Here is a 23,749-nt window from a genome sequence, read left to right as displayed (position 1 = left end):
GTGGCTACCGCGCGAACCCATCTGCTGACCAAGACCCTCGCCCTGCTCGCCCCCGGCACCGAGCTGCGGGAGGGTCTCGAGCGCATCCTGCAGGGCGGCACCGGGGCGCTGGTGGTGCTCGGCACGGACCGGATGGTCGAGGCCATCGGCACCGGCGGCTTCGACATCGGCATCGAGTTCACCGGCACCCGCCTGCGCGAGCTGGCCAAGATGGACGGGGCCATCGTGTGCGACCGGGACGTGACCCGCATCCTGCGGGCCGGGGTGCACCTGATGCCGGATCCGGCCATCCGCACGGAGGAGTCCGGGACCCGGCACCGCACCGCCGAGCGGGTCGCGAAGCAGACCGGCTTCCCCGTGGTCTCCGTCTCGGCCTCCATGGGCATCATCACCATCTACGCGGACGGGGTCCGCTACCCCCTGGAGGACTCCCAGGCCATCATGTTCCGCGCCAACCAGGCCCTGCAGACCCTGGAGCGCTACTCCCACCGGCTGGATCAGGAGTTCGCGAACCTCGCCTCCCTGGAGATCGAGTCCGATGTGACCGTGCGCAGCGTCGCCGCGGCCCTGCAGCGGCTGGAGCTGGTCCGGCGCATCACCGCGGAGGTGGACCAGGCCGTCGTCGAGCTGGGCACCGAGGGGCGGATGGTGCAGATGCAGCTGGAGGAGCTGGTCCTGGGCCAGCCCGATGCGGATGCCCTCCTGCTGGACTACCTCCCGGTTCCGCCCGACGCGGCCGCACTGGCCCAGGCCCGGGAGGCGGTGGCCGGGTTGGACCCGGCGGAGCTGGCGGATCTGGCGGTGGTGGCCCGCACCGTGGGACTGCCCGGGGCCGGGGACCTGGACGTGCCGGTGGCTCCGCGCGGGCACCGGCTGCTGGCCGGGATCAAGTCGCTGCCGCGGGCCGTGGCCGACCGGCTGGTGGAGCGCTTCGACGGTCTGCAGGCGCTGATGGCCGCGAATCTGGAGGATCTGCGCGCCGTGGACGGGGTCGGCGAGCAACGCGCCCGCAGCATCCGCGAATCCCTGGCCCGCACCGCCGAATCCAGCCTGCTGGAGCGGTTCATGTGAGACCCCGCGGCGGGCGCCCTGCACCGGAAGAGACGCGGCCCTGCCGCCCACGCGAACGCACCGCGCCCGGCCCCGGATGTCCCTGAGCGGGTCCGGCGCCGGGCGTGAAGCGCGGTCGATGAGACGCGGCTACTGGATCACGATGAGCGTGGGCTGGGAGCTCACGCCGTTGACGGTCGCGGTGACCCAGTAGTACCCCGTCTTCGCCTGCTGGGCGGCCTGCCCGCAGCCGTAGGCGTTCATCCCGCGATCCCAGGTGAGGCTCGTGGTCTGCTTCGCCCCGGCCTGCAGGGTGGCTTCATCGTGGGTGGGCTGGGCCTGGCAGGTCTGGCTGCTGTAGACGTTGGCCGGGCCGGAGGTGATCTGGTACGTGGTGTTCGCGGAGCCGAGATCCACGGTGCAGGGGTTCTGCGAGCCGTTGGCGACGGTCGTGGTGATGACCGGCTGCTGCCCCGCGGCGTAGACCTGCTTGTCCACCGTGGTGCTCACGGTGAAGGCGTCGGAGCAGGCCTGCACGGGCTGCTGCGTCGTGGGCTCCGGGGTGGGTGCGGCGGCCTGGTCCGTGGGGGTGGCGCTGGCCTCGGTGCCTTCGGCGTCGGCCGAGGCCGTGGACTCGCCGGTGGGGGTCACCTCCGCGGAGGCCGAGGCCGAGGGCTGGGCGGAGGCGGAGCCCGAGGCGGACCCGGAGGCGCCGCCGGTGGGACGGGCGCTGAAGCTGTCGAAGTTGTCTCCGGCGGCGGCGCTGGAGGCTGCGGCGGTGTCATCCCCGGAGTCGGTGAGCCGCTGGAAGGCGAAGACCAGCGCCCACACCACCAGGATGATCGCGAGGATCGCGATGATCGCGGCGATGATGCGCCGCCTGCGATAGACCTCGGGCGCCTCGCGCTCGTACTCTTCCCCGTCACCGTCGAATTCTTCGTAGTCAGCCATGGCCCTCAGATTACCCAATTCTCCCCGCCGCCGCGTCCTGGCTCACTCCCATCCCGGACCCGCCGGAAGCCGCCTTTCCGCGGCATCCCGGGCCCTCCGCCTGCCCTACAGTGGTGGGGATATGCCTGCTCCCACCGCCCTGCCGGATCCCGCGACCCTGTCCCAGCTGCACGAGCGCATCGGCGCGTGGTTCCGCGCCCACGCCCGGGACCTGCCCTGGCGGGCCCCCGAGCGCACCCCCTGGGAGGTCATGGTCAGCGAATTCATGCTGCAGCAGACCCCGGTGAACCGGGTTTTGCCGGTCTGGCGGGAGTGGCTGCGGCGCTGGCCCACCCCCGCCGCGCTGGCCGCGGAGTCCCCCGGGGAGGCGGTGCGGGCGTGGGGCCGACTGGGTTACCCGCGCCGGGCTCTGCGCCTGCACGCTGCGGCCGCGGCCATCGTCGCCGAGCACGACGGCGAGGTTCCGGCGGACCGGGAGACCCTGCTGGGTTTGCCCGGGATCGGGGCCTACACCGCCGCGGCGATCAGCGTCTTCGCCTTCGGGCACAGGGAGACCGTGGTGGATACGAACATCCGGCGCGTGCAGGCCCGGCTGATCTCCGGGCGGGCCCTGCCGGGCAGGGGCATGACCGCCGCCGAGATGCGCCTGGCCGAGGCCCTGCTGCCGCGAGATCGGGAGGATTCCGTGCGGTGGAACATCGCGGTGATGGAGCTGGGCGCCCTGGTGTGCACGGCCCGCGCCCCGCGCTGCGAGGAGTGCCCGGTGCTCGCCTACTGCGCCTGGGTGGCCGCGGGGCGCCCGGAGCCGGAGGTCGCCCCGAAGGGCCAGGCCTGGCACGGCACGGACCGGCAGGCCCGCGGGGCCCTGATGGCGGTGCTGCGCGCGGCGAGCGCCCCGGTGCCCCGGGCCCTGCTGCTGGACCCGCGGCTGCCGGAGCAGGCCCACGGCTCGGCGGCGGAGGCTGACGACGTCGTGCGCGCCGTGCGCGCCCTGCGTCGCCTCGAAGCCCCGCCCGAGCAGCTGCGGCGGTGCCTGGAGGGGCTGCTCACCGACGGGCTGGCCGCGGAGCCCACCCCGGAGACGGTGGCCCTGCCCTGACCCGGCCGCCCGCGAGCGGGGCTCAGCAGATGGGCGGGGCTCAGAGGGCGCGGATCATGCGGGTGTTGCCCAGGGTGTTGGGTTTGACCCGGGCGAGGTCCAGGTACTCGGCGATGCCCTCGTCCTTGGAGCGCAGCAGCTCGGCGAAGACCTGCGGGTCGATGCCCTCCTGCTCGTCCATGACCTCGAAGCCCATCCGCCGGAAGAACTCGACCTCGAAGGTCAGGCAGAACACCCGGCTCACCCCGAGGTCGCGGGCCCGCTCCAGCTGCGCCTGCACCAGCCGCCGCCCGATGCCGTGGCCGGTGAGCACCGGGTCCACCGCGACGGTGCGGATCTCGGCGAGGTCCTCCCAGATCACGTGCAGCGCCGCGCAGCCGGCCACCCCGACGCCGGGGGCCTCGATGACCAGGAACTCCTGGATCGCCTCGTAGTAGTCCACCGTCTCCTTGGTGATCAGCACGCCCTGTTCGGCGTAGGGCGCCACCAGGCGCCCGATCGCCCGGGCGTCCGCGGTGCGGGCCGGGCGCAGGTGGAGATCATCTCCCATAGGTGAGGCCTTTCGTGAAAGCGGCGAGCCGCGCTCTGGCTCCGCGCTGGATCACCGTGCGATCCCGCCGCTGGGCCGTTCCGTAGGGGGAGACGGTGCTCTCCGCGGCCAGCCACAGCTGCTCGCCGTCGTCGCCGAGCAGCTCCCGGCACCTGCCCAGCGTATCCTCCCGAAGCTGAGTCTGGAGTTCCCTGCCGACCCGATACGCCGCGACCTGACGGATATCGCCCTCGAACCCCGGATGGGCCAGAAGGGCAGCATCATCTGACTCCCAGGACGCCGCTTCCCCCTCTTCCACGGCAGCCGCGAGCAGCAGACGGAGATCTCCCGCGTCCTTTCGATCCTCCCGAGCGCCCCAGGCCACGATCTTGAGGGCGATCATGGCTGGCAGGGTCGGAATCCTCACCGAGGCTCCGTCACCCAAATCCAGCACCTGGGAGCCTTCCCAGGCTTCCAGCAGTCCGAGCAGGTCCCAGGTGATCCCGTCTGCAACCCACTTCGTCTGGTCTCCCCCGTGGAAGATCGGAAGGATGTCCACGGGCAGGTCCCTGATCCGACGCCTGACGGCGAGAGCTCCCGCCGCCGGTTCTCCAGTGGTCAGCACCCCCGCGTAGGCCGCCTCATCCGGAACCACCACGGCGAAGTCGAAATCCCGGGTGCGGCGTGTTCGCGGCTCCTCCTGGAAGACACGCCTGAGGTGATGGTCCCGCACCAGCGCTCCCAGCATCATGTACCGCTGAGCTCCGATCTTCCCATCCAGCTCTCTCACCACATCACGCAGGCTTCCCAGCACCTGACCCGGCTGGAAGGGATCATCGAAGCTCATCTCCAGCTCCCTGCCCCATCCTGCCCGGCCCCGTCATGCACCCCGGGTCCGCTCCGGCGCGTCAGCCGGGCGGCCGTCTCCTGCACCCGAGGATCGGCCGCGGCTCGCGCATCCGCTTCCAGCAGGAGACCGGGCACCACCCGGGCATCGCTGAGCAGGGGTGGTCCCCAGAACTGCTCCCGCAGCACCACGTTCCCCTGGTCATCCGGTATCAGGCGCCCGAGCCGCACCAGGTCCAGCCAGGGAGGAGTGCCGTAGAGAACGGTCTCCCGTGCCACCAGATCGGTGCCGACCTGCTCCAGCCCGGTTTCTCCACCGAGGGTCCCTCCCGCTGACCACTCACCGGCTTCCTCGAGCCACCAGTGCGGCGGCGGTCCGGCGAATCTCCGGGTGCGCAGCTTGGGGGCGAGACGCACGATGTAGTGATCGATCCACAGGTCCCGCAGCCGTTCTTCATCCAGCAGATGCACCTCGCCGGCATCGCGCAGGATCAGACGCTGTCCTTCCAGTGCGCGGATGGTCAGCGAGGCCGTTCCCACGGAGACGTCCGCCGCCTCCGCGAGCTCCCGCTGGGAGGCTTCCCTGGACTGCTCGCTCACCAGCAGAGCGAACAGCACGCGCAGACCGGCCGGAGTGAAGGCGGTGGAGATCTGCGTCTGCCGCTGCCAGAAGTCATCCGAGTGCTCCGTGCGCCCCTCGACCTGCAGCCGGTAGCCCGGCAGATCGAGGAAGGCGTTGCCCGCGGTATCGATGTAGAAGATCCCCTGCTGACGCAGCTGAGCTCCCAAGCCCGCGGAGATCCGCGGCGCTGCGATGATCCGCGAGCCGGCCGCCTCCTGCCGGGAGGACGCGACAGCGTGACGCCGCAGCAGCACCTTCATCGGGCGCGGGCCCGATGCCGTCGGAACCCACACCATCCGCTGATCGGGGCCTTCCCCCTCGACCGAGGGATCGAGCCCATAGTCCTCGAGGATCGGGCGCAGCACGCGCCAGAGCTCCTCCTCGGCCGCCGTGTTCATTTTTCGCACGTGTTCAAACTATATGAACGTGGCTGGAAATCGAACACATGCGCCGTCCCTCGCAGACGGAAACGCCCCGGACCCGCGCGCTGGGCGCGGGTCCGGGGCGTTCGCGGCATTCAGGATGCGGGCTTCCTCCCGTCAGGCCTGGGCGGCTCCGGAGGCCGGACCGGCTTCCCCGCCGCCGCGATCCGTCTTGGGCGGCAGGGCCGAACCGGACAGCTGCTCCGGGTCCACGTGGGAGTCGGTGATCTCCGCGCCCTCATCCCCGTAGGAGATGCCGTCCTCGGACAGCTCGGCCATCTTCTGCGAGGAGAACGTGAACTGCGCGTCCTGCCCCTCACCCTCGACGTCCACGGTGATCTTCTCCCCCGCGGAGATCTCCCCGAACAGGATCTTCTCCGAGAGCTGGTCCTCGATCATCCGCTGCATGGTCCGACGCAGCGGCCGGGCGCCCATCGCCGGATCGTAGCCGCGCTCGGCCAGCAGCCTCTTCGCGGCGTCGGTCAGCTCGATGGACATGTCCTGATCGCGCAGGCGCTCGGCCAGGCGGGCCACGAACAGGTCCACGATCTGGATGATCTCCTTCTCCGTCAGCTGCGGGAAGACGATGATGTCATCCACGCGGTTGAGGAACTCCGGGCGGAAGTGCTCCTTGAGCTCCTCCTGCACCTTCGCCTGCATCCGCTCGTAGTTGGTCGTGGCATCATCCGCGGACTGGAAGCCCACCGGCACGCGCCGGGAGATGTCCCGGGTGCCCAGGTTGGTGGTCATGATGATCACCGTGTTTTTGAAGTCCACGACCCGGCCCTGGGAGTCGGTCAGGCGCCCGTCCTCCAGGATCTGCAGCAGCGAGTTGAACAGGTCCGCGTGGGCCTTCTCCACCTCGTCGAACAGCACCACCGAGAACGGCTTGCGGCGCACCTTCTCGGTCAGCTGGCCGCCCTCCTCGTAGCCGACGTACCCGGGGGGCGCCCCGAACAGCCGGGAGACGGTGTGCTTCTCCTGGTACTCGGACATGTCCAGGGTGATCAGGGCGTCGTCGTCGCCGAACAGGAACTCCGCCAGGGCCTTGGCCAGCTCGGTCTTGCCGACGCCGGTGGGCCCGGCGAAGATGAACGAGCCGCCCGGACGGCGCGGGTCCTTCAGCCCCGCGCGGGTGCGCCGGATCGCCCGGGACAGGGACTTGATGGCGTCGTCCTGGCCGATGACGTGCTTGTGCAGCTCGTCCTCCATCTTCAGCAGGCGGCCGGACTCCTCCTCGGAGAGCTTGTAGACCGGCACGCCGGTGGCCGCGGCCAGCACCTCGGAGATGACCTCCGGGTTGACCTCGCCCATCGCGGAGTCGGACTCCTTCCAGCTCTTCTCCGCCTCCTCCTTCTGCGAGATGAGCTTCTGCTCCTTGTCCCGCAGGTTGGCGGCCTTCTCGAAGTCCTGTCCCTCGATCGCCGACTCCTTCTGGGAGCGCAGGTCCGCGATGCGGTCCTCGAGGTCCTTGATCTCCGGCGGGGCGGTCAGGCGCTTGATGCGCAGCCGCGCCCCGGCCTCGTCGATCATGTCGATGGCCTTGTCCGGCAGGAAGCGGTCCGAGATGTACCGGGCGGACATGGACACCGCGGCCTCCAGGGCCTCATCGGTGATGGTCACCCGGTGGTGGGCCTCGTACTTGTCGCGGATGCCCTTGAGGATCTCCACCGCGTGGGCCTGGGAGGGCTCATCCACCTGGATCGGCTGGAAGCGGCGCTCCAGGGCGGCGTCCTTCTCGATGTGCTTGCGGTACTCATCCAGGGTGGTCGCCCCGATGGTCTGCAGCTCGCCGCGAGCCAGCATGGGCTTGAGGATGCTGGCCGCATCGATCGCGCCCTCGGCGGCGCCCGCCCCGACGAGGGTGTGGATCTCATCGATGAACAGGATGATGTCCCCGCGGGTGCGGATCTCCTTGAGCACCTTCTTCAGCCGCTCCTCGAAGTCGCCGCGGTACCGGGAGCCGGCCACCAGGGAGCCGAGGTCCAGGGTGTAGAGGTGCTTGTCCTTCAGGGTCTCCGGGACATCCCCGCGCACGATGGCCTGGGCCAGGCCCTCCACGACGGCGGTCTTGCCGACGCCGGGCTCGCCGATGAGCACGGGGTTGTTCTTGGTGCGCCGGGACAGCACCTGCATGACCCGCTCCATCTCCTTGAAGCGCCCGATCACCGGGTCCAGCTTGCCCTCGCGGGCCGCGGCGGTGAGGTTGGTGCCGAACTGGTCCAGCACGGTGGAGCCGGCCGGGCTGCCGTCCTTGCCGCCGCCGGCGCCGACCCCGGCGGTCTCCTTGCCGGCATCCCCGGTGCCGCCCTGGTAGCCGGAGATCATGTCGATGACCGTCTGGCGCACCCGCGAGGGGTCCGCGCCGAGCTTGGTCAGCACCTGGGAGGCCACGCCCTCGCCGGCCCGGATCAGACCCAGGAGGATGTGCTCGGTGCCGATGTAGTTGTGTCCCAGCTGCAGGGCCTCCCGCAGGGACAGCTCCAGGACCTTCTTGGCCCGGGGGGTGAACGGGATGTGCCCGCTGGGGGCCTGCTGGCCGGGTCCGATGATGTCCTGGACCTGCTCGCGCACGGCGGACAGCGTCACGCCCATGGACTCCAGGGCCTTCGCGGCGATGCCTTCGCCCTCGTGGATGAGACCGAGCAGCAGGTGCTCGGTGCCGATGTAGTTGTGGTTGAGCATGCGAGCCTCTTCCTGGGCCAGCACGACGACGCGCCGAGCGCGATCCGTGAACCTCTCGAACATATGGGTGTCTCCTTGTACGCGGCTTTGCCCTCGATGCTACGCACGCCCAAAGCCCGCATGCGGACTGTTCGCCACCGGCGAGAGACGCATCAAGCCCAGGGCGGAAAGCGCGTGAGCCTTTCCGCCCTGGGCTTGAAGTCGGTCCCGCCCGCGAGGTCACCCGGGGCCGGACGACTGCTCCGGGAGGGGTCTACTTCCCGCTCTTCATCGCGGCGTAGTAGGCGTCCTGGATCTCCTGGTGGATGCGGCCGCGATCGGAGACGTCGTAGTTGTTCTCCTTGGCCCACTTGCGGATCTTCGCGGTCTCGGGGTTGCGGGCCTGACCGGAGGAGGAGGACTGCTTTCCGCCGCCGCGGCCGGTGCGGGCCTGCACCCGGCGGGCCTTGGCCACGTAGGGCCGCAGCGCATCCCGCAGCTTGGAGGCGTTCTCGGTGGTCAGGTCGATCTCGAACTGTCCGCCGTCCAGCCCGAAGCGGACGGTCTCATCGGCCGGTCCGCCCTGCAGATCGTCCTCGAGAATGATCTTCACTTTCTGAGCCATGGTGTTCTCCTGCCGATTCGCTCACGTCATTGCCACGCGCCTGAACGGTGAGGATCCGGATTATCCGATCCAGCGGATCGTCCTTCGCATCTCACATCGCGCGCTGCGGCTCGTTCGATTCCGAGGATAACAACATCGCCGCGGAGAATACAATCTCCGCGGCGATGAATTCACGAATTCCCAGGTTTCTCTGCGTCTGGCTCTCTCGGAGAGGAGAAGATCGCATCCCCACCCTCGCGTCGGCGCACCCCTTCATACCAGGTGCGCGCATCCTCCTCCGCGGCCGCGTGGGCGCGCCGCTCCCGGCTGTCCGCGCGCAGGATCCAGCGCATGATGAGCCAGAAGAGCACGCCCAGGCCGATCGAGGGCAGCAGCACCGCCAGATATTCCACGGCCTACTCCTGCTCGGGCTTCATCAGGGGGAACAGGATGGTCTCGCGGATCCCCAGCCCGGTGAACAGCATGACCAGCCGATCCAGGCCCAGACCCAGCCCGCCCATCGGCGGTGCGGCCGACTCCAGGGCGCGCAGGAAATCCTCATCCAGCTGCATGGCCTCGTCGTCCCCGCGGGCGGCCTTCCGGGACTGCTCGGTGAGCCGTTCGCGCTGGATCACGGGATCGATCAGCTCGGAGAACGCGGTGCCGCGCTCCATCCCGCCGATGATCAGGTCCCACGCCTCGATGACCCCCTCCTTCTCCCGGTGCGGGCGGGCCAGCGGCTGAGCCGACGGCGGGTAGTCGCACACGAAGGTCGGATCGATCAGGGTCGGCTCCACGATCTCCCCGAACAGCTCGATCACCAGCTTCTCGGCATCCCACGCCGGATCCACCGCGACGTCGCGCTCGGCGGCGATCTGCCGCAGCCGCTCGGCCGAGGTGTCCGGGGTGATCTGCTCGCCCACGGCCTCGGACAGCCCCGGGTAGACCCCGAGCCACCGCCATTCGCCGTCCAGGTGGATCGTGCCGTGATCGGAGGGGATCTCGCGCACACCCAGGGCATCGGCGCAGGCCAGGATGATCGAGCGGATCAGCTCCGCCATCGTGTACTGGTCCCCGTAGGCCTGGTAAGCCTCCAGGGTGGTGAACTCCGGGCTGTGCGTGGAGTCCACGCCCTCGTTGCGGAAGACCCGCCCGATCTCGTAGACCCGCTCGATCCCGCCGACCACGGCGCGCTTGAGGTACAGCTCCGTGGCGATGCGCAGGGTCATGTCCTGGTCGAAGGCGTTCAGGTGCGTGGCGAAGGGCCGCGCGGTGGCCCCGCCGTGCACCAGCTGCAGGATCGGGGTCTCGATCTCGGTGTAATCCTGCTCCTCCAGCACCCGGCGCACCGTGGAGATGATCTTCGCTCGGGTGCGCACCACCTGCTGCGCCTCCGGGCGCACCATGAGATCCAGGTGGCGCTGGCGCACGCGGGTCTCCTCGTTGAGATCCTTGTGCAGGGTCGGCAGGGGCCGCAGGGACTTGGAGGCCATGGCCCACTCATCGGCCATCACGGACAGCTCGCCGCGGCGGGAGCTGATGACCTCCCCGCGCACGAACACGTGATCGCCCAGGTCCACCAGGGCCTTCCACTCGTCCAGCGCCTCCTGGCCCACCCTGGCCAGGGAGAGCATGGCCTGCAGGCGGGTGCCGTCCCCGGACTGCAGCGTCGCGAAGCACAGCTTGCCGGTGTTGCGCTGGAAGACCACGCGCCCGGCCACGCCGACGACGTCGCCGGTCTCCTCCCCCGCGGCAAGCCCCTCGTACTGGGCGCGCACGCTCGGGATCGTGCGGGTCACGGGGACTCCCACCGGGTAGGGCTCGCGTCCGGCGGCCAGCAGCGCGGCGCGCTTGTCCGCGCGCACCCGCATCTGCTCGTTCGCCTCGGCGGCGGCCTGGGCGCGCTCGGCCTCGGCGGCCGGGGTGGTCTCGGGGGCCTGGGGGGATTCTGCGGAAGTCACGCCCTCCAGCCTAGCGCGTGGCCGTCGGATCCCGGGCGCCGGGAGGGGCCCGGTCAGACCACGTCCATGTTGTCCAGCAGACGGGTCGACCCCACCCGGATCGCCGCCAGAGCCAGGGCGCGCCGGGAGTCCTCGGTCGGGGGCTCGAAGGTCTCCGGGTCCACGATCTCCAGGTAGTCCAGCTCCACGCCGTCGGACTGCTCGATCCGCTGCCGGGCGGCCTCCAGGTCGATGCCGGCGTACCCGCGGGACAGGCCCTCCTCCCGCAGCAGCGCGAGGGTCCGGGAGAGCACGAGGGCGGCGGTGCGCTCCTCGGCGGACAGGTACGCGTTGCGCGAGGACAGGGCCAGGCCGTCGTCGTCGCGCACGATCGCCACCGGGACGACGGTGACCGGCAGCGCGAAATCCGCGACCATCCGCTGGACGAGCGCCACCTGCTGGGCGTCCTTCTGCCCGAAGTAGGCGCGCACCGGGTGCCCGGAGGCCCCGGACGCCGTGATATTCAGCAGTTTGTTCACGACCGTGAGCACCCCGTCGAAGTGCCCGGGACGCCGGGCCCCCTCGAACAGCTCGCCCAGCCGCCCGGAGGTGACCCGCACCAGCGGCTCGCTGCCCGGGTAGAGGGTCTGCACCTCGGGCACGAAGGCCAGGTCCACTCCGATCCCGCGCAGCAGCTCAAGGTCCGCCTCGGGGGTGCGGGGGTAGCGGTCGTAATCCTCGCCGGGACCGAACTGCAGCGGGTTGACGAAGATCGACACGACGACGACGTCGTTCTGCTCCCGAGCCCGGCGGATCAGGGTCGCGTGGCCCTCGTGCAGGGCGCCCATCGTGGGCACCAGGCCCACGGTGGCCACCCGCGGGGCCTCGGGGGCGACGTCCTCCTCGGTCTGCCCGGCGGCGCGCCGCTGCTCGACGACGGCGAGGTTGCGGGCCTCGGCCTGGCCCACGCGCTGGGCCAGGTGCGCGCAGAGCTCCTCCGGGGTGCGGGCCACGATGAGCTCGGTCATGCTCGACAGTCCTTCTCGCGGGGTCCGACCCGCCGTCGGGGCGCTCCTTCTTCGACGGGGCGCGGAGGCGGGGGCGGGACCGTGGTTCGGGGTTTCGGCAGGAGAGTCTACCGGTACTCGGCGCCGTGCGGGGGCTGCCGATCCTCGGCCAGCGCCCCCAGCACCTGCTCCAGGGCCGCCGCGGACAGCGCCCCGCGCCGGTGCGCCCGCTCGGCGCTAGCCCGCGCCATCGCCAGATAGGCCCGGCCGATGTCCGCGGCGTCCTCCTCCCGTGCGAAGCCCTCCAGGATCTCCCGGTGCGCGGCCAGGGTGCCCACATCCCCGCGGGCCACCGGCCCGGTCAGCGCGGCGTCCCCGCTGGCCAGGGCGTTGTCCAGGCTCGCGCGCAGCAGCGGGGTGAGCATCCTCCCCGGCTCGGGCACCCCGATGCTCTCCAGGATCTGGCGGGCCTGCCCGACCAGGGTCACCAGGTGGTTGGACCCGTGGGACAGGGCCGCGTGGTACAGCGGCCGGTCCCCCTCCTGCACCACCACGGGCTCCCCGCCCATCTCCACCACCAGGGCCTGAGCCACCGGCAGGAACGCGGCGGGGGCGGTGACCCCGAAGGGGCAGGAGCGCAGCCGGTCCAGGTCCAGGGACAGGCCGGTGAAGGTCATCGCCGGGTGGATGGCCAGCCCCACGGCCCCGCGGGCCCGGGCCGTGTCGAAGACCTCGGTGCCGCTGCGTCCGGAGGTGTGCACGAGCAGCTGCCCGCTGCTGACGTGCCCGCCCTCCACCAGCCCGCGCACGAGCGGGGCCAGGGCGTCGTCGGGCACGGCGAACAGCACGAGCTCGCTGCGCTCCATGATCTCGGGGATCTCCCAGCGCGGCGCCCCGGGCAGGAGGGATTCCGCTCGGGTGCGCGATGCCTCGGACACGGCGTGCACCCCGGTGATCGCGTGCCCGGCGGCGCGCAGGGCCGCACCCAGCACGGCCCCGACCCGCCCGGTCCCGATCACCCCGATGCCGAGGCGTCCGGGACGGTCGGCGGGCGGCTGCTGCGGGTTCATGCGGTGGGCTCCTCATTCTCGGGATCTGCTGCTGCGGGGCTCGGGGCGGCCTGCCGCCCGAGACACGCACGGGCCGGTTCCCGCGTCGAGGGGTCCTCCGACGCCGGGATGCTGAGCAGCCGGGCCAGGGCCAGGGCATCGGCCCGGGCGAGTCGGCGCACCCGGGTGTCCACGGGTCCGGCCACGGTGCACAGCTGGACATCGGCCAGCCCCAGCCGGCGCAGCAGCGGACCGTCCGCCACGCCCACGCCCTGCACCCGCCGCTGCGGGACCACGCTCAGGTGCCGGGTCAGCCGCCCGCCGCGCAGCAGCAGGGCCCCGGAGTCGCGCAGGAATCCGCTGCGTCGATAGGTCAACGGGGCCAGCCAGCGCGCCGTCGGCGGGGAGACGGTGAATCCGTGGCCGGTGCCGCTGCCGCGCAGCGCCGCCGCCAGATCCTCCGAGCCGGGGGCCTCATCCCGGACCACGGCTCCCAGCACGTACGGCAGGAGCCGACGCAGCTGCGCTTCGGTCCCGACCGGCAGCAGCACGGAGCGGGTCTCGGAGCCCTCCCCCGCGCCGATCCCGGCGCTGGTCAGGCGGACCCGATACCACCCGGGCAGGCGCCACAGCAGCGGCTGCTCGATCCCGATGGCGTGGATCCGGCCCAGGGGGATGGACTGGGCGCGGGTGTCGGTCAGGCCCGCGCGGGTGCGCAGGCCGCCGTCGGCCTCCAGCACCCGGAATCCGGCGCCGGCGTTCACGGCCGACCACACCGTGCTGCCGGCCACCAGCAGCATCGGCAGCACCCCGGCCACGGCCGTTCCGGCGCTGTCCGCGGCCCAGCCCAGCGCGACGGCGATCAGCAGGATGGCCAGCAGGGAGCTCAGCAGCCCCGCGGACAGCAGCGGGGCCGCGGCCGCGCGGGCGAGGGGAACGCGCAGCACCTCCCGCTCCGCGAGGCCCTCGGGCGCCTCGCTCTGCGGAACCCCGCCCTCGGAGATCCCGGTGTCGGGACCCCCGGCGGCGACCGTCCCGGAGGCAGGACCGATCGAGCCGCCCCTGGCCTGCACCACCCGCGGGTCCCGCGAGTCGGAGTCCTGCGCGGCGGAGTTCTCCGGGGCGGCGTTTCCCGAGGCGGCGGCACCTGAACCCGGCGTCGCGGGGGCGCGCAGCTGGCGGGCCCGGGAGAGCAGGCGCCCGCGCAGGTCCTCGGCCTGGCGCAGGCTCAGGAAGCGCAGGTGCAGGGCGGCGTCCTCGGCGTCGGCGACGTCGAAGCGCAGCTCCGCCAGCCGCAGCAGCCGGGCCAGCAGCGGCTGGGTGATCTCGATGGCCTGGACCCGCTCCAGCCGCGCCTGGCGCTCCTTGCGCAGCAGGATGCCCTCGCGCACGTGCACGGAATCCTCGGTGACGGCCCAGCGGGTGAACCACCAGGTCAGGGCCATCGCCCCGATCACCACGGCCACCGCCGCCAGCACCGTCAGGACGGCGAGCAGGCTCACCCCGCCTGCCATCTCCTCGGCGCCGCGCACCAGGTCCCCGGCGTCGGTCTCCCCGGTGATGACGTCTTCGATCAGGGGCCGGAGGAAGAGCACCAGGATCAGCACCGCGGTGATCCAGAAGCGGGCCAGCGGGGTCAGCGGATGCACCCGGCGCCACTGCGGCCCCGCCTCGGGCTGCCCCGGCGCCTCCCGGTTCATCGGGTCCTCCGACGGCTGCGGCGCGGGCGCGGCGTCCGGGGAGGACGGGTGGGGCGCGCGGCTCACAGGGCCTCCATCCGCTCGCGGCCGCGCCGGCTCAGCTCCTCGCGCAGCCGGCGCGCCTCCTGCCGGGAGACCCCGGGCACCGAGACGTCCGCGGCGGCCGAGGCGGTGCGGAAGGTCACCGAGGACAGGCCGAACAGCCGCTGCCAGGGCCCCTGGGAGACCTCCACGTACTGCATCCTGCCGTAGGGCACGGCGGTGACCCGGTGGCTGAGCACCCCGCGGCGCACCAGCACGTCCTCCTCCCGCTCGGCGTACCCCATGGCGCGGGCCCGCCGGGGGATCAGCAGCAGGTCCGCCGCGGCCCAGATCAGCAGCAGGCCCAGCACGACGAGGCCGACCGCCGTCCAGGCGCCGGGCAGCAGTCCGAGCAGTCCCAGGACCGACGGTGCGGCGGCCAGCAGCAGGACGATGAGCCAGCCGAGGCCGCGGGCCAGCAGCATGCTCGCCGGATACCGCGCGTCCATCCGCTACCAGGGGGCATCCCAGGCGTCCAGGGCGGCCAGGCGGGCCTCGAAGCGGTCACTGCCGGGTCGGACCCGGGCTCTGGCGGTCTCGGGCATAGCCACCCTCTCCTTCGGGGATGTCCCGGCGCTGGGCGCGGCGGGGATCGGCGTGCTGGGTCCCCTCATCCGTATCATCCGGTGGGCGCTTGCACCAGGCTTCGGCCACGCACCCGGCCGCGCACACCAGAGCCCCGACCACCAGGTCCGCGATGATCAGGGGCAGATCCTCGGTGGCGCTGCGCCAGCGCAGCAGGCTCAGCTCCCGGATCAGCAGCCCCGCGGCCCATCCCGCGGCCAGGGCGCCGAACACCGCGCAGGTCTGCGCGAGCACCGCGGTGCGGGCCGCGAGCAGCGGCTCCACCGGACGCCCGCGCGGATCCCGCACGTGGGCGCGCACCCGGCGGGCCAGCACCAGCACCGCGATCGCCAGGACGATCAGCGCGGCCAGGGTGATCCAGGGCAGCACCAGCAGGCCGCCGGGCACGAGCAGGGACAGCAGGAGGGCGCCGACCAGGCCCGCGGTCCAGATCAGGGCCAGCCATCGGGGACGCAGAGGACGCATCGCGGATCAGCTCCCGTCCTCGGTGAGCCAGCCGCGCACGCCGTCGGCGTCCGGGGCCCGTTCGGCCAGCGCGGCCACGCGGATCCCGTCCAGCTGGGCGTCGGGGGCCATCCGCGCCCAGGGGGCGAGCACGAAGGCCCGCTGCCCGGCCCGCGGGTGGGGCAGGACCAGCTCGGGTTCGTCCATGTGCAGACCCCCGTAGGAGATGATGTCCACGTCCAGGGTGCGCGGGCCCCACCGCACGGTGCGGACCCGGTGGAACCGATGCTCGATCTCCTGGCACCAGCGCAGCAGGGCGAAGGGCCGCAGATCCGTGCGCACCCCGACGACCATGTTGAGGAAGTCCGGCTGGTCGACGGGTCCCCCGACCGGCGCGGTGATCACCACCGGGGAGCGGGCGGTGACGCTCACGCGGGGATGCTCGCCCAGACGCGCCACGGCTTCCGCGAGGATGCGCCGTGATTCGCCCTGATTGGAGCCCAGAGCCAGGACCGCGTCCACACTCATGCGCGCTCCCGGTGGATCGTCACGGACACGTCGCCGAAGGTGACCTCGATGGGGGCCTTGGGCTTGTGCACCGTCAGCTCCACGGCGTCGACCGGGAAGCGCTCCAGTATCCGCTGGGCCATGGTGTGCGCGAGGGTCTCGATCAGCTCCACGCTCGGACCCATCACGACGTCCTTGATCGTCTCGGCCACCGCACCGTAGTCCACGGTGCGGGACAGATCGTCCGTGCGTCCGGCCTGGCTGAGGTCCCGGTAGAGGATCACGTCCGTGAAGAACGGCTGGGCGATCTTCTTCTCCTGCTCCAGGACCCCGTGGGTGCCGACGGCGCCCACCCCGATCAGGGTGATCCGGTCCCGGCCCGCACTCCCCTGCCGGGGCGCGGTGCCGCTGCCGTCCTGGTTCTGCTCCACCGTTCCTCCTCGGTGCTCGCGACGATGTGATGGTCGATGGGATGCCCGGGCCAGCGCCGCCCGTCCCGGGGCTGCGGCTCAGCCGCCGGCCCGGCTCCAGGCCCGCTGCACGGCCAGCGCATCCGCGGTGGCCCGCACGTCGTGCACCCGCACCGCCCAGGCCCCGGCCCGGGCCGCGAGCACCGAGACGGCGGCGGTGGCGACGTCGCGCTCGACGGGACCGGGGGTCTGCGGCTGAGCGCTGCCCGAACCGCCGGGAGCCCCCGATTCATCCGGCGTCGCTGCGCCGTCCGGGAGCTGCGCCCCGGGCCGGTGCTCGGCGCGCGCCGCGGCCAGCGTCGAGCCCAGGAAGCGCTTGCGGGAAGCCGCGACCAGCACGGGATGGCCCAGCCCCGTCAGGGCGTCGAGCCCCGCCAGCAGCCGCCAGTCCTGATCCCCGCCCTTGGCGAAGCCCAGGCCCGGGTCCAGCACGATCTGCGCGGGGTCCACCCCGCCGTCCAGCAGCCGCTGGCGCAGCCCCAGCAGCTCGGCGCGCACCTCCGCCACCGGGTCCGCGTACCGGGCCAGGGAGTCCATGGTCGCGGAGTCCCCGCGGGCGTGGGTCAGGATGTAGGGCGCACCGGTGCGGGCGATGAGCTCGATCATCTCCTCGCCCAGCCGGGCCCCGGAGACGTCGTTGACGATCCCGGCGCCGGCCTGCAGGGCCGCCTCGGCGGTGTCCGGGTGCAGGGTGTCCACCGAGACGACGACGCCGCGCTCGGTGAGCCGGCGAACCACCGGCAGGATGCGCCGCCGCTCCTGAGCCGGATCCACGGGCTCGGCCCCGGGGCGGGTGGACTCCCCGCCGACGTCCACGAGGTCCGCGCCATCGCGGACCAGGGCCAGCCCGTGGGCGACGGCGGCCTCCGGGTCCAGGTGCTCTCCGCCGTCGGAGAAGGAGTCCGGGGTGACGTTGAGGATGCCCATGACCAGGGTGCGCCCGGTGGGCAGGCTCGGCCAGCGGGCGCTCACCGGCGCTCACCCCCGCGGATCAGGCCCATCGCCTCGGCGCGGGTCGCCGGGTCCCGCAGCTGCCCGCGCACCGCCGAGGTGACGGTGTGCGCGCCGGGTTTGGCGACCCCGCGCATGGCCATGCACAGGTGCTCGGCCTCCACGACGACGATCGCCCCGGCCGGGCGCAGGAACTGCTCCATCGCCTCCACGATCTGGGTGGTCAGCCGCTCCTGGACCTGGGGGCGTCGGGCGTAGAGGTCCACGAGCCGTGCCAGCTTGGACAGGCCGGTGACCCGCCCGTCCGCGCCGGGGATGTACCCGATGTGGGCGGTGCCGAAGAACGGCACCAGGTGGTGCTCGCACATCGAGTGGAAGGTGATGTCCTTGACCAGCACCATCTCGGAGTGGCCGATGTCGAAGGTCGTGGCCAGCAGATCCGCCGGGTCCTGCCCCAGCCCGGAGAAGACCTCCGCGTAGGAGCGGGCCACCCGGGCCGGGGTCTCCCGCAGCCCGTCCCGGTCCGGGTCCTCGCCGACGGCCAGCAGGATCTCCCGCACGGCCGCCTCGATGCGCGGCAGGTCCATGGGCATCACCGGCTCCAGGGCCCGGCGGGCCGGGGGCCGTCTCCGTCCTGCTCGGGCTCCCGGGCGTCGGGGCCCGGCTGGGGGCCCTGGGGCCCTTGGGCGCCGGGCCCGCCCTGGGCGCCGCCGTCGGACTCGGTGCCGGGAGGGGTGGTGCCGGTGTGGTTGCGGGGCACCTCGAGGGGGTGCTCGGGCTTGGCGGCCACGGCCTGGTCCTGCGGCGTCATCTCCGCCGGGTCCTGGGTGCCCTCACGGCGAGCCTCGGCCTGCTCGGCGGGGGTGGTGATCGGGGGGATCTCGGAGACCGGGCGGGTCTCCTTGGACAGCCAGACCTCGCGCACCGGGCGCTGGCGGACGTCCTTGAAGACCTCCGCGATCTCCTTCTCGTTCAGGGTCTCCTTATCCAGCAGCTCGAAGGCCAGCCGGTCCAGCACATCCCGGTTCTCGGTGAGGATCGCGTAGGCCTCGTCGTGGGCGTGGTCGATCAGGGCCCGCACCTCGACGTCGATCTGGGCGGCGGTCTTCTCGGAGTAGCCGCGGGAGGAGGCTCCGCCGTCGCGGCCCATGAACGGCTCGGTGTCATCCGAGCCGAGCTTGATCGCCCCGATCGTCGCGGACATGCCGTAGTCGGTGACCATCTTGCGGGCGGTCTTGGTGGCCTTGTCGATGTCGTTGGCGGCACCGGTGGAGGGGTCGTGGAAGACCAGCTCCTCGGCGACCCGCCCGCCCAGGGCGTAAGCCAGCTGGTCCAGCAGCTCGTTGCGGGTCGTGGAGTACTTGTCGTCCACCGGCATGACCATGGTGTAGCCCAGGGCGCGCCCGCGCGGCAGGATGGTGATCTTGGTGACCGGATCCGTGTTGCGCAGCGCGGCCGCGACCAGGGCGTGCCCGCCCTCGTGGTACGCGGTGATCTTGCGCTCCAGCTCCTTCATCAGCCGGGAGCGGCGCTGCGGGCCGGCCAGGACGCGGTCGATCGCCTCGTCCAGGGCGCGGTCGTCGATGATCTGGGCGTTGGAGCGGGCCGTGAGCAGCGCGGCCTCGTTCATCACATTGGCCAGGTCCGCGCCGGTGAAGCCCGGGGTCTTCTTGGCCACCTGGGCCAGGTCCACGTTGTCCGCCAGGCGCTTGCCCTGGGAGTGGACCTCCAGGATGCGGCGTCGGCCCTTCAGGTCCGGGGCGTCCACGCCGATCTGCCGGTCGAAGCGCCCCGGGCGCAGCAGGGCCGGGTCCAGCACATCGGGGCGGTTGGTCGCGGCGATGAGGATGATGTTGGTGTTCTCGTCGAACCCGTCCATCTCCACCAGCAGCTGGTTCAGGGTCTGCTCGCGCTCGTCGTTGCCCCCGCCCATGCCGGCCCCGCGCTGGCGTCCGACGGCGTCGATCTCGTCGACGAAGATGATCGCGGCCTCGTTCTGCTTGGCCTGCTCGAACAGGTCCCGCACGCGGGAGGCGCCGACGCCGACGAACATCTCCACGAAGTCCGAGCCGGAGATGGAGAAGAACGGCACCCCGGCCTCGCCGGCCACGGCCTTGGCCAGCAGGGTCTTGCCGGTGCCGGGAGGGCCGTACAGCAGCACGCCCTTGGGGATCTTGGCCCCGACCGAGGTGAAGCGCTGGGGATCGGTGAGGAACTCCTTGACCTCCTGCAGCTCCTCCACGGCCTCGTCCGCCCCGGCGACGTCGGAGAACTTCACGGTGGAGTTCTCCTTGTTGAACTTCTTGGCCTTGGACTTGCCGAACTGCATCAGCTGCCCGCCGCCGCCGGACATGCGCGAGAGCAGGAACCAGAACAGCGCCAGGATGATCAGGAACGGCAGGATCAGCCCCAGCAGGGAGGTGAACCAGTTGCTCTCCACGGGCTGATCCGTGTAGCCCTTCAGGTCCCCGTCGTCGATGGCCTGCACGACGTCCTCGGCGCGCGGCTCGACGTAGTAGAACACCACGGACTTGCCGAGGTTCCGGTCCCCCTCCGTGTAGTCGTCCTTGAGGGAGAGCTCGACCTTCTGGTCGCCGTCGTACATCTTGGCCTCGGTGGCCTTGTGGTCCTGCAGCAGCTCGATGCCGACGTTGGTGTCCACGCGGTTGGTCTCCGCGGACATCGTGGTGAACAGCACCGTCGCCAGGCCCACCAGGGCCAGGACGATCCAGAAGTAGGGTCCCTTGAAGAGGCGCTGGCGGACGGTCTTCTTCTGGGGACTGGTGTTGGTGGCCAAGCTGGTGGTGCCTTCCGATCGTCGTGGATGCGTCGTGGGGCGCGAGCGGTCTCGTGACAGACTACCGCCGGGAGCCGGCAGGGCCTCCCGGACTTCCCTCACGGCGGACGCCGCGCGGGGACGGGGGGCTGCCGCAGACGGCGGCGCGTCAGGAGTAGACGTGCGGGGCGAGGGTCCCGATGAAGTCCAGGTTGCGGTACCGCTCCGCGAAGTCCAGGCCGTAGCCGACCACGAACTCCGGGTCGATGTCCCACCCGATGTACTTGACCGGCACGTCCGTCTTCACGGAGGCCGGCTTGCGCAGCAGCGCGCAGATCTCCACGGAGTTCGCCCCGCGGGATTCCAGGTTGGACTTCAGCCAGGACAGGGTCAGCCCGGAGTCGATGATGTCCTCGACGATGAGCACGTCCCGGCCGTGCAGGTCCGTGTCCAGGTCCTTGAGGATCCGCACGACCCCGGAGGATTTGGTCCCGGAGCCGTAGGAGGACACGGCCATCCAGTCCATCGTGTAGTGCCCGTGCAGGGCGCGGGAGAGGTCGGCCATGATCATCACGGCGCCCTTGAGCACCCCGACGAGCAGGACGTCGCGGTCCTCGTAGTCGCGGTCGATCTGGGCCGCAAGCTCGGCGACCTTCTCCCGGATCTGCTCCGTGGTGAACAGGACGTTCTTGAGGTCCTCGCTGACGTCGTTCGCATCCATTGGGGTCTCCTGCTTTCCGTGATGCTGCCGGTGGCCGCGGTGCCGCTGGGTCGGATCACCCCGCCGGGGTGCGGGTCAGGATCAGCGCCCCCGCGGCCTCTGGCTCGGGGGCTCGCCGCTCCAGCGCCCGGCGGCGCCACACGGTCACTCTACCCGGCATCTGCACGGGACCGGCATTGCCCCGGCCGCCGAGCAGCTCCTCCAGGGCGGCCAGGCGCTCGTGGGTGGGCGCAGCACCCCCGGCCTCCTGCAGGGCCGCCGCGAGGATGCGCCGACGCAGGGCGGGGTGGGTGTCCGACAGCACCCCCAGGGACAGCGCGGCCAGGGCCTGCTCCGGCACGGGGTGGAAGCGCCCCGGGTCCGCGCGCGCGTCCTGCGCCCGCCGGGCGGCCAGGGCATCCAGCAGGTCCGCGTCCTCGGTGAGCACCTCGGCCGTGCGGGCCAGGGCCTGAGCGATGCCGGGGCCCAGGGTGCGCTCCAGGTGGGGCAGGACGTCGTGACGCACGAGGTTGCGGCGCAGGGAGGTGTCCGCGTTGCTCGGGTCCCGCCAGGGGCTCAGCCCCTCGGCGGCGAGGATCTGCTCGACCTCCTCCCGGGTGGTGCCCAGCAGGGGCCGCAGCAGCAGGGCGGCCGAGGGAGTCTCGTCGGTCCCGTCGGGATCGGCGCGCGGCGGCTCGTCGGGCGGCGTCGCGATCGACGCGGTGAGCGGCTCGCTCTTCGGGGCGGTGATCGGCTCGCCGTCGATGCCGAGCCCGGCCAGGGGGCGCGCCGGCGGCATCCCGGCCAGGGAGCGGGTTCCGGAGCCGCGGGCCAGGCCCAGCATCACGGTCTCCGCCTGATCGTCGCGGGTGTGGCCCAGCAGGATGCCGGCCACGGTCTCGCCCTGCTCCCCCAGCTCGGCGACGGCCTCCTCGAAGGCCCGGTAGCGGGCGATGCGCGCGGCCATCTCGGGGCCGTGCCCGCCGGGCTCCACCGCGGCCCGCCGGATGAGCACGGGGGCCAGGCCCAGCTCCCGGCACTGCTCGGCGGCTCGCCGCGCGACCTGCGCGCTGCCCTCCTGCAGCCCGTGATCCACGACGATCGCCCCGGCCCGCAGGTCCCCGCGGCGGGCGAAGTGCGCGGTGAGCGCGGCCAGGGCCAGGGAGTCGGGCCCGCCGGAGCAGGCCACCAGCAGCAGCGGCCCCTGGGCGGCGCGATGGGCGGGGGCGCTCGGGGTCCCGGGCGAGGAGGCCGGGTCCTGCTCGCCTCGGCCCGCCCGCCTCCCGGCCTCCGCTGAGCGCGCGGCCCGCCCCGTCGGAGTCGTCTCCAGGCCCGCGTGCTCGGCGAGGTGGCGGGCCAGGCGGCGTCGGGCGGCGCCGACGGCGGGGTGCAGGCGTCCGGTGCGTCCGCTCTGAGCCATCAGCGCCGCTCCGTCCCGTCGACGCCGCGCGCCTCGGATCCAGGCGCGTCGGATCCGGCCCCCTCGGCGTCCGTCCCGTCGGCTCCGGTGCCGACCGCCCGGGCGGATGCCGCCGCGTCGTCCGCAGGGGCGGAGTCCTCGGGCGCGCCGTCCAGCACCCGGGCGATCCAGCGGTGCGGGTTGTGGATCTCCCGCTCGCTGGGCAGGTGCTCCGGGCCCTCCCAGACCCGGTTGACGGCGTCCATCCCGCGCTCGCGCAGGATGGTGCGCACGAACTCCTGGCCGTCCCGGTACTGGCGCATCTTCAGGTCCAGGCCCAGCGCCCGCCGCATCGCCCGGTCCAGCAGGCCGCGCTGGGGGCGGGCGTCGAAGCGGCGGCGGATGGTCTTCACGGTCGGCACGATGCTCGCGTCCACCGCGTCCATGACCACGTTCGCGTGGCCCTCCATGAGGCTCATGATCGCGGTGAGCTGCGACAGCGCGGCGGCGGAGTCCTCATCCAACAGCAGGCTCATCCGGTTGCCGGGCACGGGCCGCTCCCCGCCCGGGGAGTCCTGCCCGTCCTGCTCGCGGCGGGCGGACAGCGCCCGCCGGGCGGCCTCCCCCAGGCGCTGGACCAGCTCGCCGCCTCCTCCGCCGAGGCCCTCCGGCAGCCGGGTGATCAGCTCCAGCAGGTGCCCGCGCAGCCAGGGGGCGGCCGCGAACTGCACCCGGTGGGTCTGCTCGTGCAGGCAAACCCACAGCCGGAAGTCCTCCGGCTCCACGTTCAGCTCCCGCTCCAGCATCGCGATGTTCGGGGCGACCAGCAGCAGGCGCCCGCCCGCGGCCCCGTGCCCGCCGAGCGCGGCGAAGGGATCGTACTGGCCGAGCACCTTGCCCGACAGGAAGGCCAGCAGCCCGCCCAGCTCGACGGCGGCCCCGGCGGCCGTGACCCGCCGGTCCAGCCCGGACATGTCCTGAACCCGCTTCCCCGGTCCCACGGCCAGCAGGCGGTTGAGCAGGAAGGCGAAGGTCTGGGCGTTGGCCCGGGACCAGCCGGCCCGGTCCACCACGAGGACCTCGGAGTCGTGCAGGTTGCGCGCCGCCTCCAAGCCGGTGATGGCGTGGACGTGGTCCACCGCGGCATTCGCCTGGTACCGCACGGATTCGACGACGGCCCCGGCCTCCCGGCGGGACAGCCGCGGCCCGGCCGGGGCCAGGCGACGGGCCGCGGCGGCGGCCGCCTCCCAGCCGATGACCTCGGGCGCGGGCTGTCCCGGCGCCCCGGCGGATCCGGCGGGGACGGCGGCGTCGGGGGACGGACTCGAGGCGGGGGTCCTGGGCTGGGCCATG

General features: G+C 72.4%; 23 protein-coding genes. 2 read left to right on the top strand and 21 right to left on the bottom strand.

The features are described from left to right. Window positions 1-1,071, top strand: a complete 1,071-nt coding sequence (disA, locus tag I6G21_RS05625; RefSeq protein WP_129357933.1) for a DNA integrity scanning diadenylate cyclase DisA — start codon at window positions 1-3, stop codon at window positions 1,069-1,071. A gap of 129 nt (window positions 1,072-1,200) precedes the next feature. Here disA and I6G21_RS05620 read toward each other — a convergent pair whose 3' ends face one another. Beyond that, window positions 1,201-2,001, bottom strand: a complete 801-nt coding sequence (locus I6G21_RS05620) for a hypothetical protein (RefSeq protein WP_058731098.1) — start codon at window positions 1,999-2,001, stop codon at window positions 1,201-1,203. A 121-nt stretch (window positions 2,002-2,122) separates the two neighbouring features. Between I6G21_RS05620 and I6G21_RS05615 the strand changes: the two genes are divergently transcribed. Next, the gene (locus tag I6G21_RS05615; protein WP_129357934.1) at window positions 2,123-3,100 is read left to right on the top strand and encodes an HhH-GPD family protein; all 978 of its coding nucleotides are present in this window, start codon (window positions 2,123-2,125) and stop codon (window positions 3,098-3,100) included. A gap of 40 nt (window positions 3,101-3,140) precedes the next feature. Here I6G21_RS05615 and I6G21_RS05610 read toward each other — a convergent pair whose 3' ends face one another. From I6G21_RS05610 to I6G21_RS05515, 20 genes are all read right to left on the bottom strand, one after another. Further along, window positions 3,141-3,650: an amino-acid N-acetyltransferase gene (locus I6G21_RS05610; protein WP_129357935.1), complete on the bottom strand. Its 510-nt coding sequence runs from the start codon at window positions 3,648-3,650 to the stop codon at window positions 3,141-3,143. Next, entirely contained in the window at window positions 3,640-4,476 is an 837-nt protein-coding gene (locus tag I6G21_RS05605) for a hypothetical protein (RefSeq protein ID WP_129357936.1), read from the bottom strand. Before I6G21_RS05605 ends, I6G21_RS05610 begins: the two co-directional genes overlap by 11 nt. Continuing rightward, entirely contained in the window at window positions 4,473-5,495 is a 1,023-nt protein-coding gene (locus tag I6G21_RS05600) for a type IV toxin-antitoxin system AbiEi family antitoxin (RefSeq protein ID WP_151196644.1), read from the bottom strand. Before I6G21_RS05600 ends, I6G21_RS05605 begins: the two co-directional genes overlap by 4 nt. A gap of 141 nt (window positions 5,496-5,636) precedes the next feature. Further along, window positions 5,637-8,267 (bottom strand): ATP-dependent Clp protease ATP-binding subunit, encoded by a 2,631-nt coding sequence (locus I6G21_RS05595; RefSeq protein ID WP_129357938.1) that lies wholly within the window; start codon window positions 8,265-8,267, stop codon window positions 5,637-5,639. A 190-nt stretch (window positions 8,268-8,457) separates the two neighbouring features. Then, on the bottom strand, window positions 8,458-8,808 hold the full coding sequence (locus I6G21_RS05590) for a histone-like nucleoid-structuring protein Lsr2 (protein WP_061225396.1): 351 nt from the start codon (window positions 8,806-8,808) through the stop codon (window positions 8,458-8,460). Window positions 8,809-8,978: 170 nt separating this feature from the next. Beyond that, a complete protein-coding gene (locus I6G21_RS05585) occupies window positions 8,979-9,200 on the bottom strand; it encodes a hypothetical protein (RefSeq protein ID WP_061225395.1) in 222 nt (73 codons plus the stop codon). A 3-nt stretch (window positions 9,201-9,203) separates the two neighbouring features. Then, window positions 9,204-10,658: a lysine--tRNA ligase gene (gene lysS / locus I6G21_RS05580; RefSeq protein WP_081101565.1), complete on the bottom strand. Its 1,455-nt coding sequence runs from the start codon at window positions 10,656-10,658 to the stop codon at window positions 9,204-9,206. 143 nt (window positions 10,659-10,801) lie between these two features. Next, entirely contained in the window at window positions 10,802-11,755 is a 954-nt protein-coding gene (panC, locus tag I6G21_RS05575; RefSeq protein WP_061225393.1) for a pantoate--beta-alanine ligase, read from the bottom strand. Window positions 11,756-11,862: 107 nt separating this feature from the next. Continuing rightward, window positions 11,863-12,804 (bottom strand): Rossmann-like and DUF2520 domain-containing protein, encoded by a 942-nt coding sequence (locus I6G21_RS05570; protein ID WP_075514805.1) that lies wholly within the window; start codon window positions 12,802-12,804, stop codon window positions 11,863-11,865. Continuing rightward, window positions 12,801-14,549 carry a PH domain-containing protein gene (locus I6G21_RS05565; protein WP_129357939.1) on the bottom strand — a complete coding sequence of 583 codons (1,749 nt, stop codon included), beginning with the start codon at window positions 14,547-14,549 and terminating at the stop codon, window positions 12,801-12,803. Before I6G21_RS05565 ends, I6G21_RS05570 begins: the two co-directional genes overlap by 4 nt. Then, window positions 14,546-14,989 carry a PH domain-containing protein gene (locus tag I6G21_RS05560; RefSeq protein WP_165869999.1) on the bottom strand — a complete coding sequence of 148 codons (444 nt, stop codon included), beginning with the start codon at window positions 14,987-14,989 and terminating at the stop codon, window positions 14,546-14,548. Before I6G21_RS05560 ends, I6G21_RS05565 begins: the two co-directional genes overlap by 4 nt. Window positions 14,990-15,068: 79 nt before the next feature. Next, complete coding sequence (locus tag I6G21_RS05555; protein ID WP_064724965.1) at window positions 15,069-15,614, bottom strand: DUF3180 domain-containing protein; 546 nt, start codon at window positions 15,612-15,614, stop codon at window positions 15,069-15,071. A 6-nt stretch (window positions 15,615-15,620) separates the two neighbouring features. Then, on the bottom strand, window positions 15,621-16,121 hold the full coding sequence (gene folK / locus I6G21_RS05550) for a 2-amino-4-hydroxy-6-hydroxymethyldihydropteridine diphosphokinase (RefSeq protein ID WP_129357940.1): 501 nt from the start codon (window positions 16,119-16,121) through the stop codon (window positions 15,621-15,623). Then, window positions 16,118-16,531, bottom strand: coding sequence for a dihydroneopterin aldolase (gene folB, locus I6G21_RS05545; protein ID WP_058731110.1), 414 nt, complete (start codon window positions 16,529-16,531; stop codon window positions 16,118-16,120). Before folB ends, folK begins: the two co-directional genes overlap by 4 nt. A 78-nt stretch (window positions 16,532-16,609) precedes the next feature. Further along, on the bottom strand, window positions 16,610-17,542 hold the full coding sequence (gene folP, locus I6G21_RS05540) for a dihydropteroate synthase (RefSeq protein WP_058731111.1): 933 nt from the start codon (window positions 17,540-17,542) through the stop codon (window positions 16,610-16,612). Further along, a complete protein-coding gene (folE, locus tag I6G21_RS05535) occupies window positions 17,539-18,108 on the bottom strand; it encodes a GTP cyclohydrolase I FolE (RefSeq protein ID WP_058731116.1) in 570 nt (189 codons plus the stop codon). Before folE ends, folP begins: the two co-directional genes overlap by 4 nt. A 5-nt stretch (window positions 18,109-18,113) precedes the next feature. Next, window positions 18,114-20,318, bottom strand: a complete 2,205-nt coding sequence (gene ftsH, locus I6G21_RS05530; protein WP_058731112.1) for an ATP-dependent zinc metalloprotease FtsH — start codon at window positions 20,316-20,318, stop codon at window positions 18,114-18,116. A 148-nt stretch (window positions 20,319-20,466) separates the two neighbouring features. Then, window positions 20,467-21,018, bottom strand: coding sequence for a hypoxanthine phosphoribosyltransferase (gene hpt, locus I6G21_RS05525; RefSeq protein ID WP_058731113.1), 552 nt, complete (start codon window positions 21,016-21,018; stop codon window positions 20,467-20,469). 55 nt (window positions 21,019-21,073) lie between these two features. Further along, on the bottom strand, window positions 21,074-22,417 hold the full coding sequence (gene tilS / locus I6G21_RS05520; protein ID WP_129357941.1) for a tRNA lysidine(34) synthetase TilS: 1,344 nt from the start codon (window positions 22,415-22,417) through the stop codon (window positions 21,074-21,076). Beyond that, window positions 22,417-23,748 carry a zinc-dependent metalloprotease gene (locus I6G21_RS05515; RefSeq protein ID WP_129357942.1) on the bottom strand — a complete coding sequence of 444 codons (1,332 nt, stop codon included), beginning with the start codon at window positions 23,746-23,748 and terminating at the stop codon, window positions 22,417-22,419. The genes tilS and I6G21_RS05515 overlap by 1 nt, the downstream gene beginning before the upstream one ends. Window position 23,749 lies beyond the last annotated feature (1 nt).

Source organism: Rothia kristinae, assembly GCF_016028855.1.
GTDB classification, from domain to species: domain Bacteria; phylum Actinomycetota; class Actinomycetes; order Actinomycetales; family Micrococcaceae; genus Rothia; species Rothia kristinae.
This window is presented reverse-complemented; position numbering and strand designations above follow the sequence as displayed.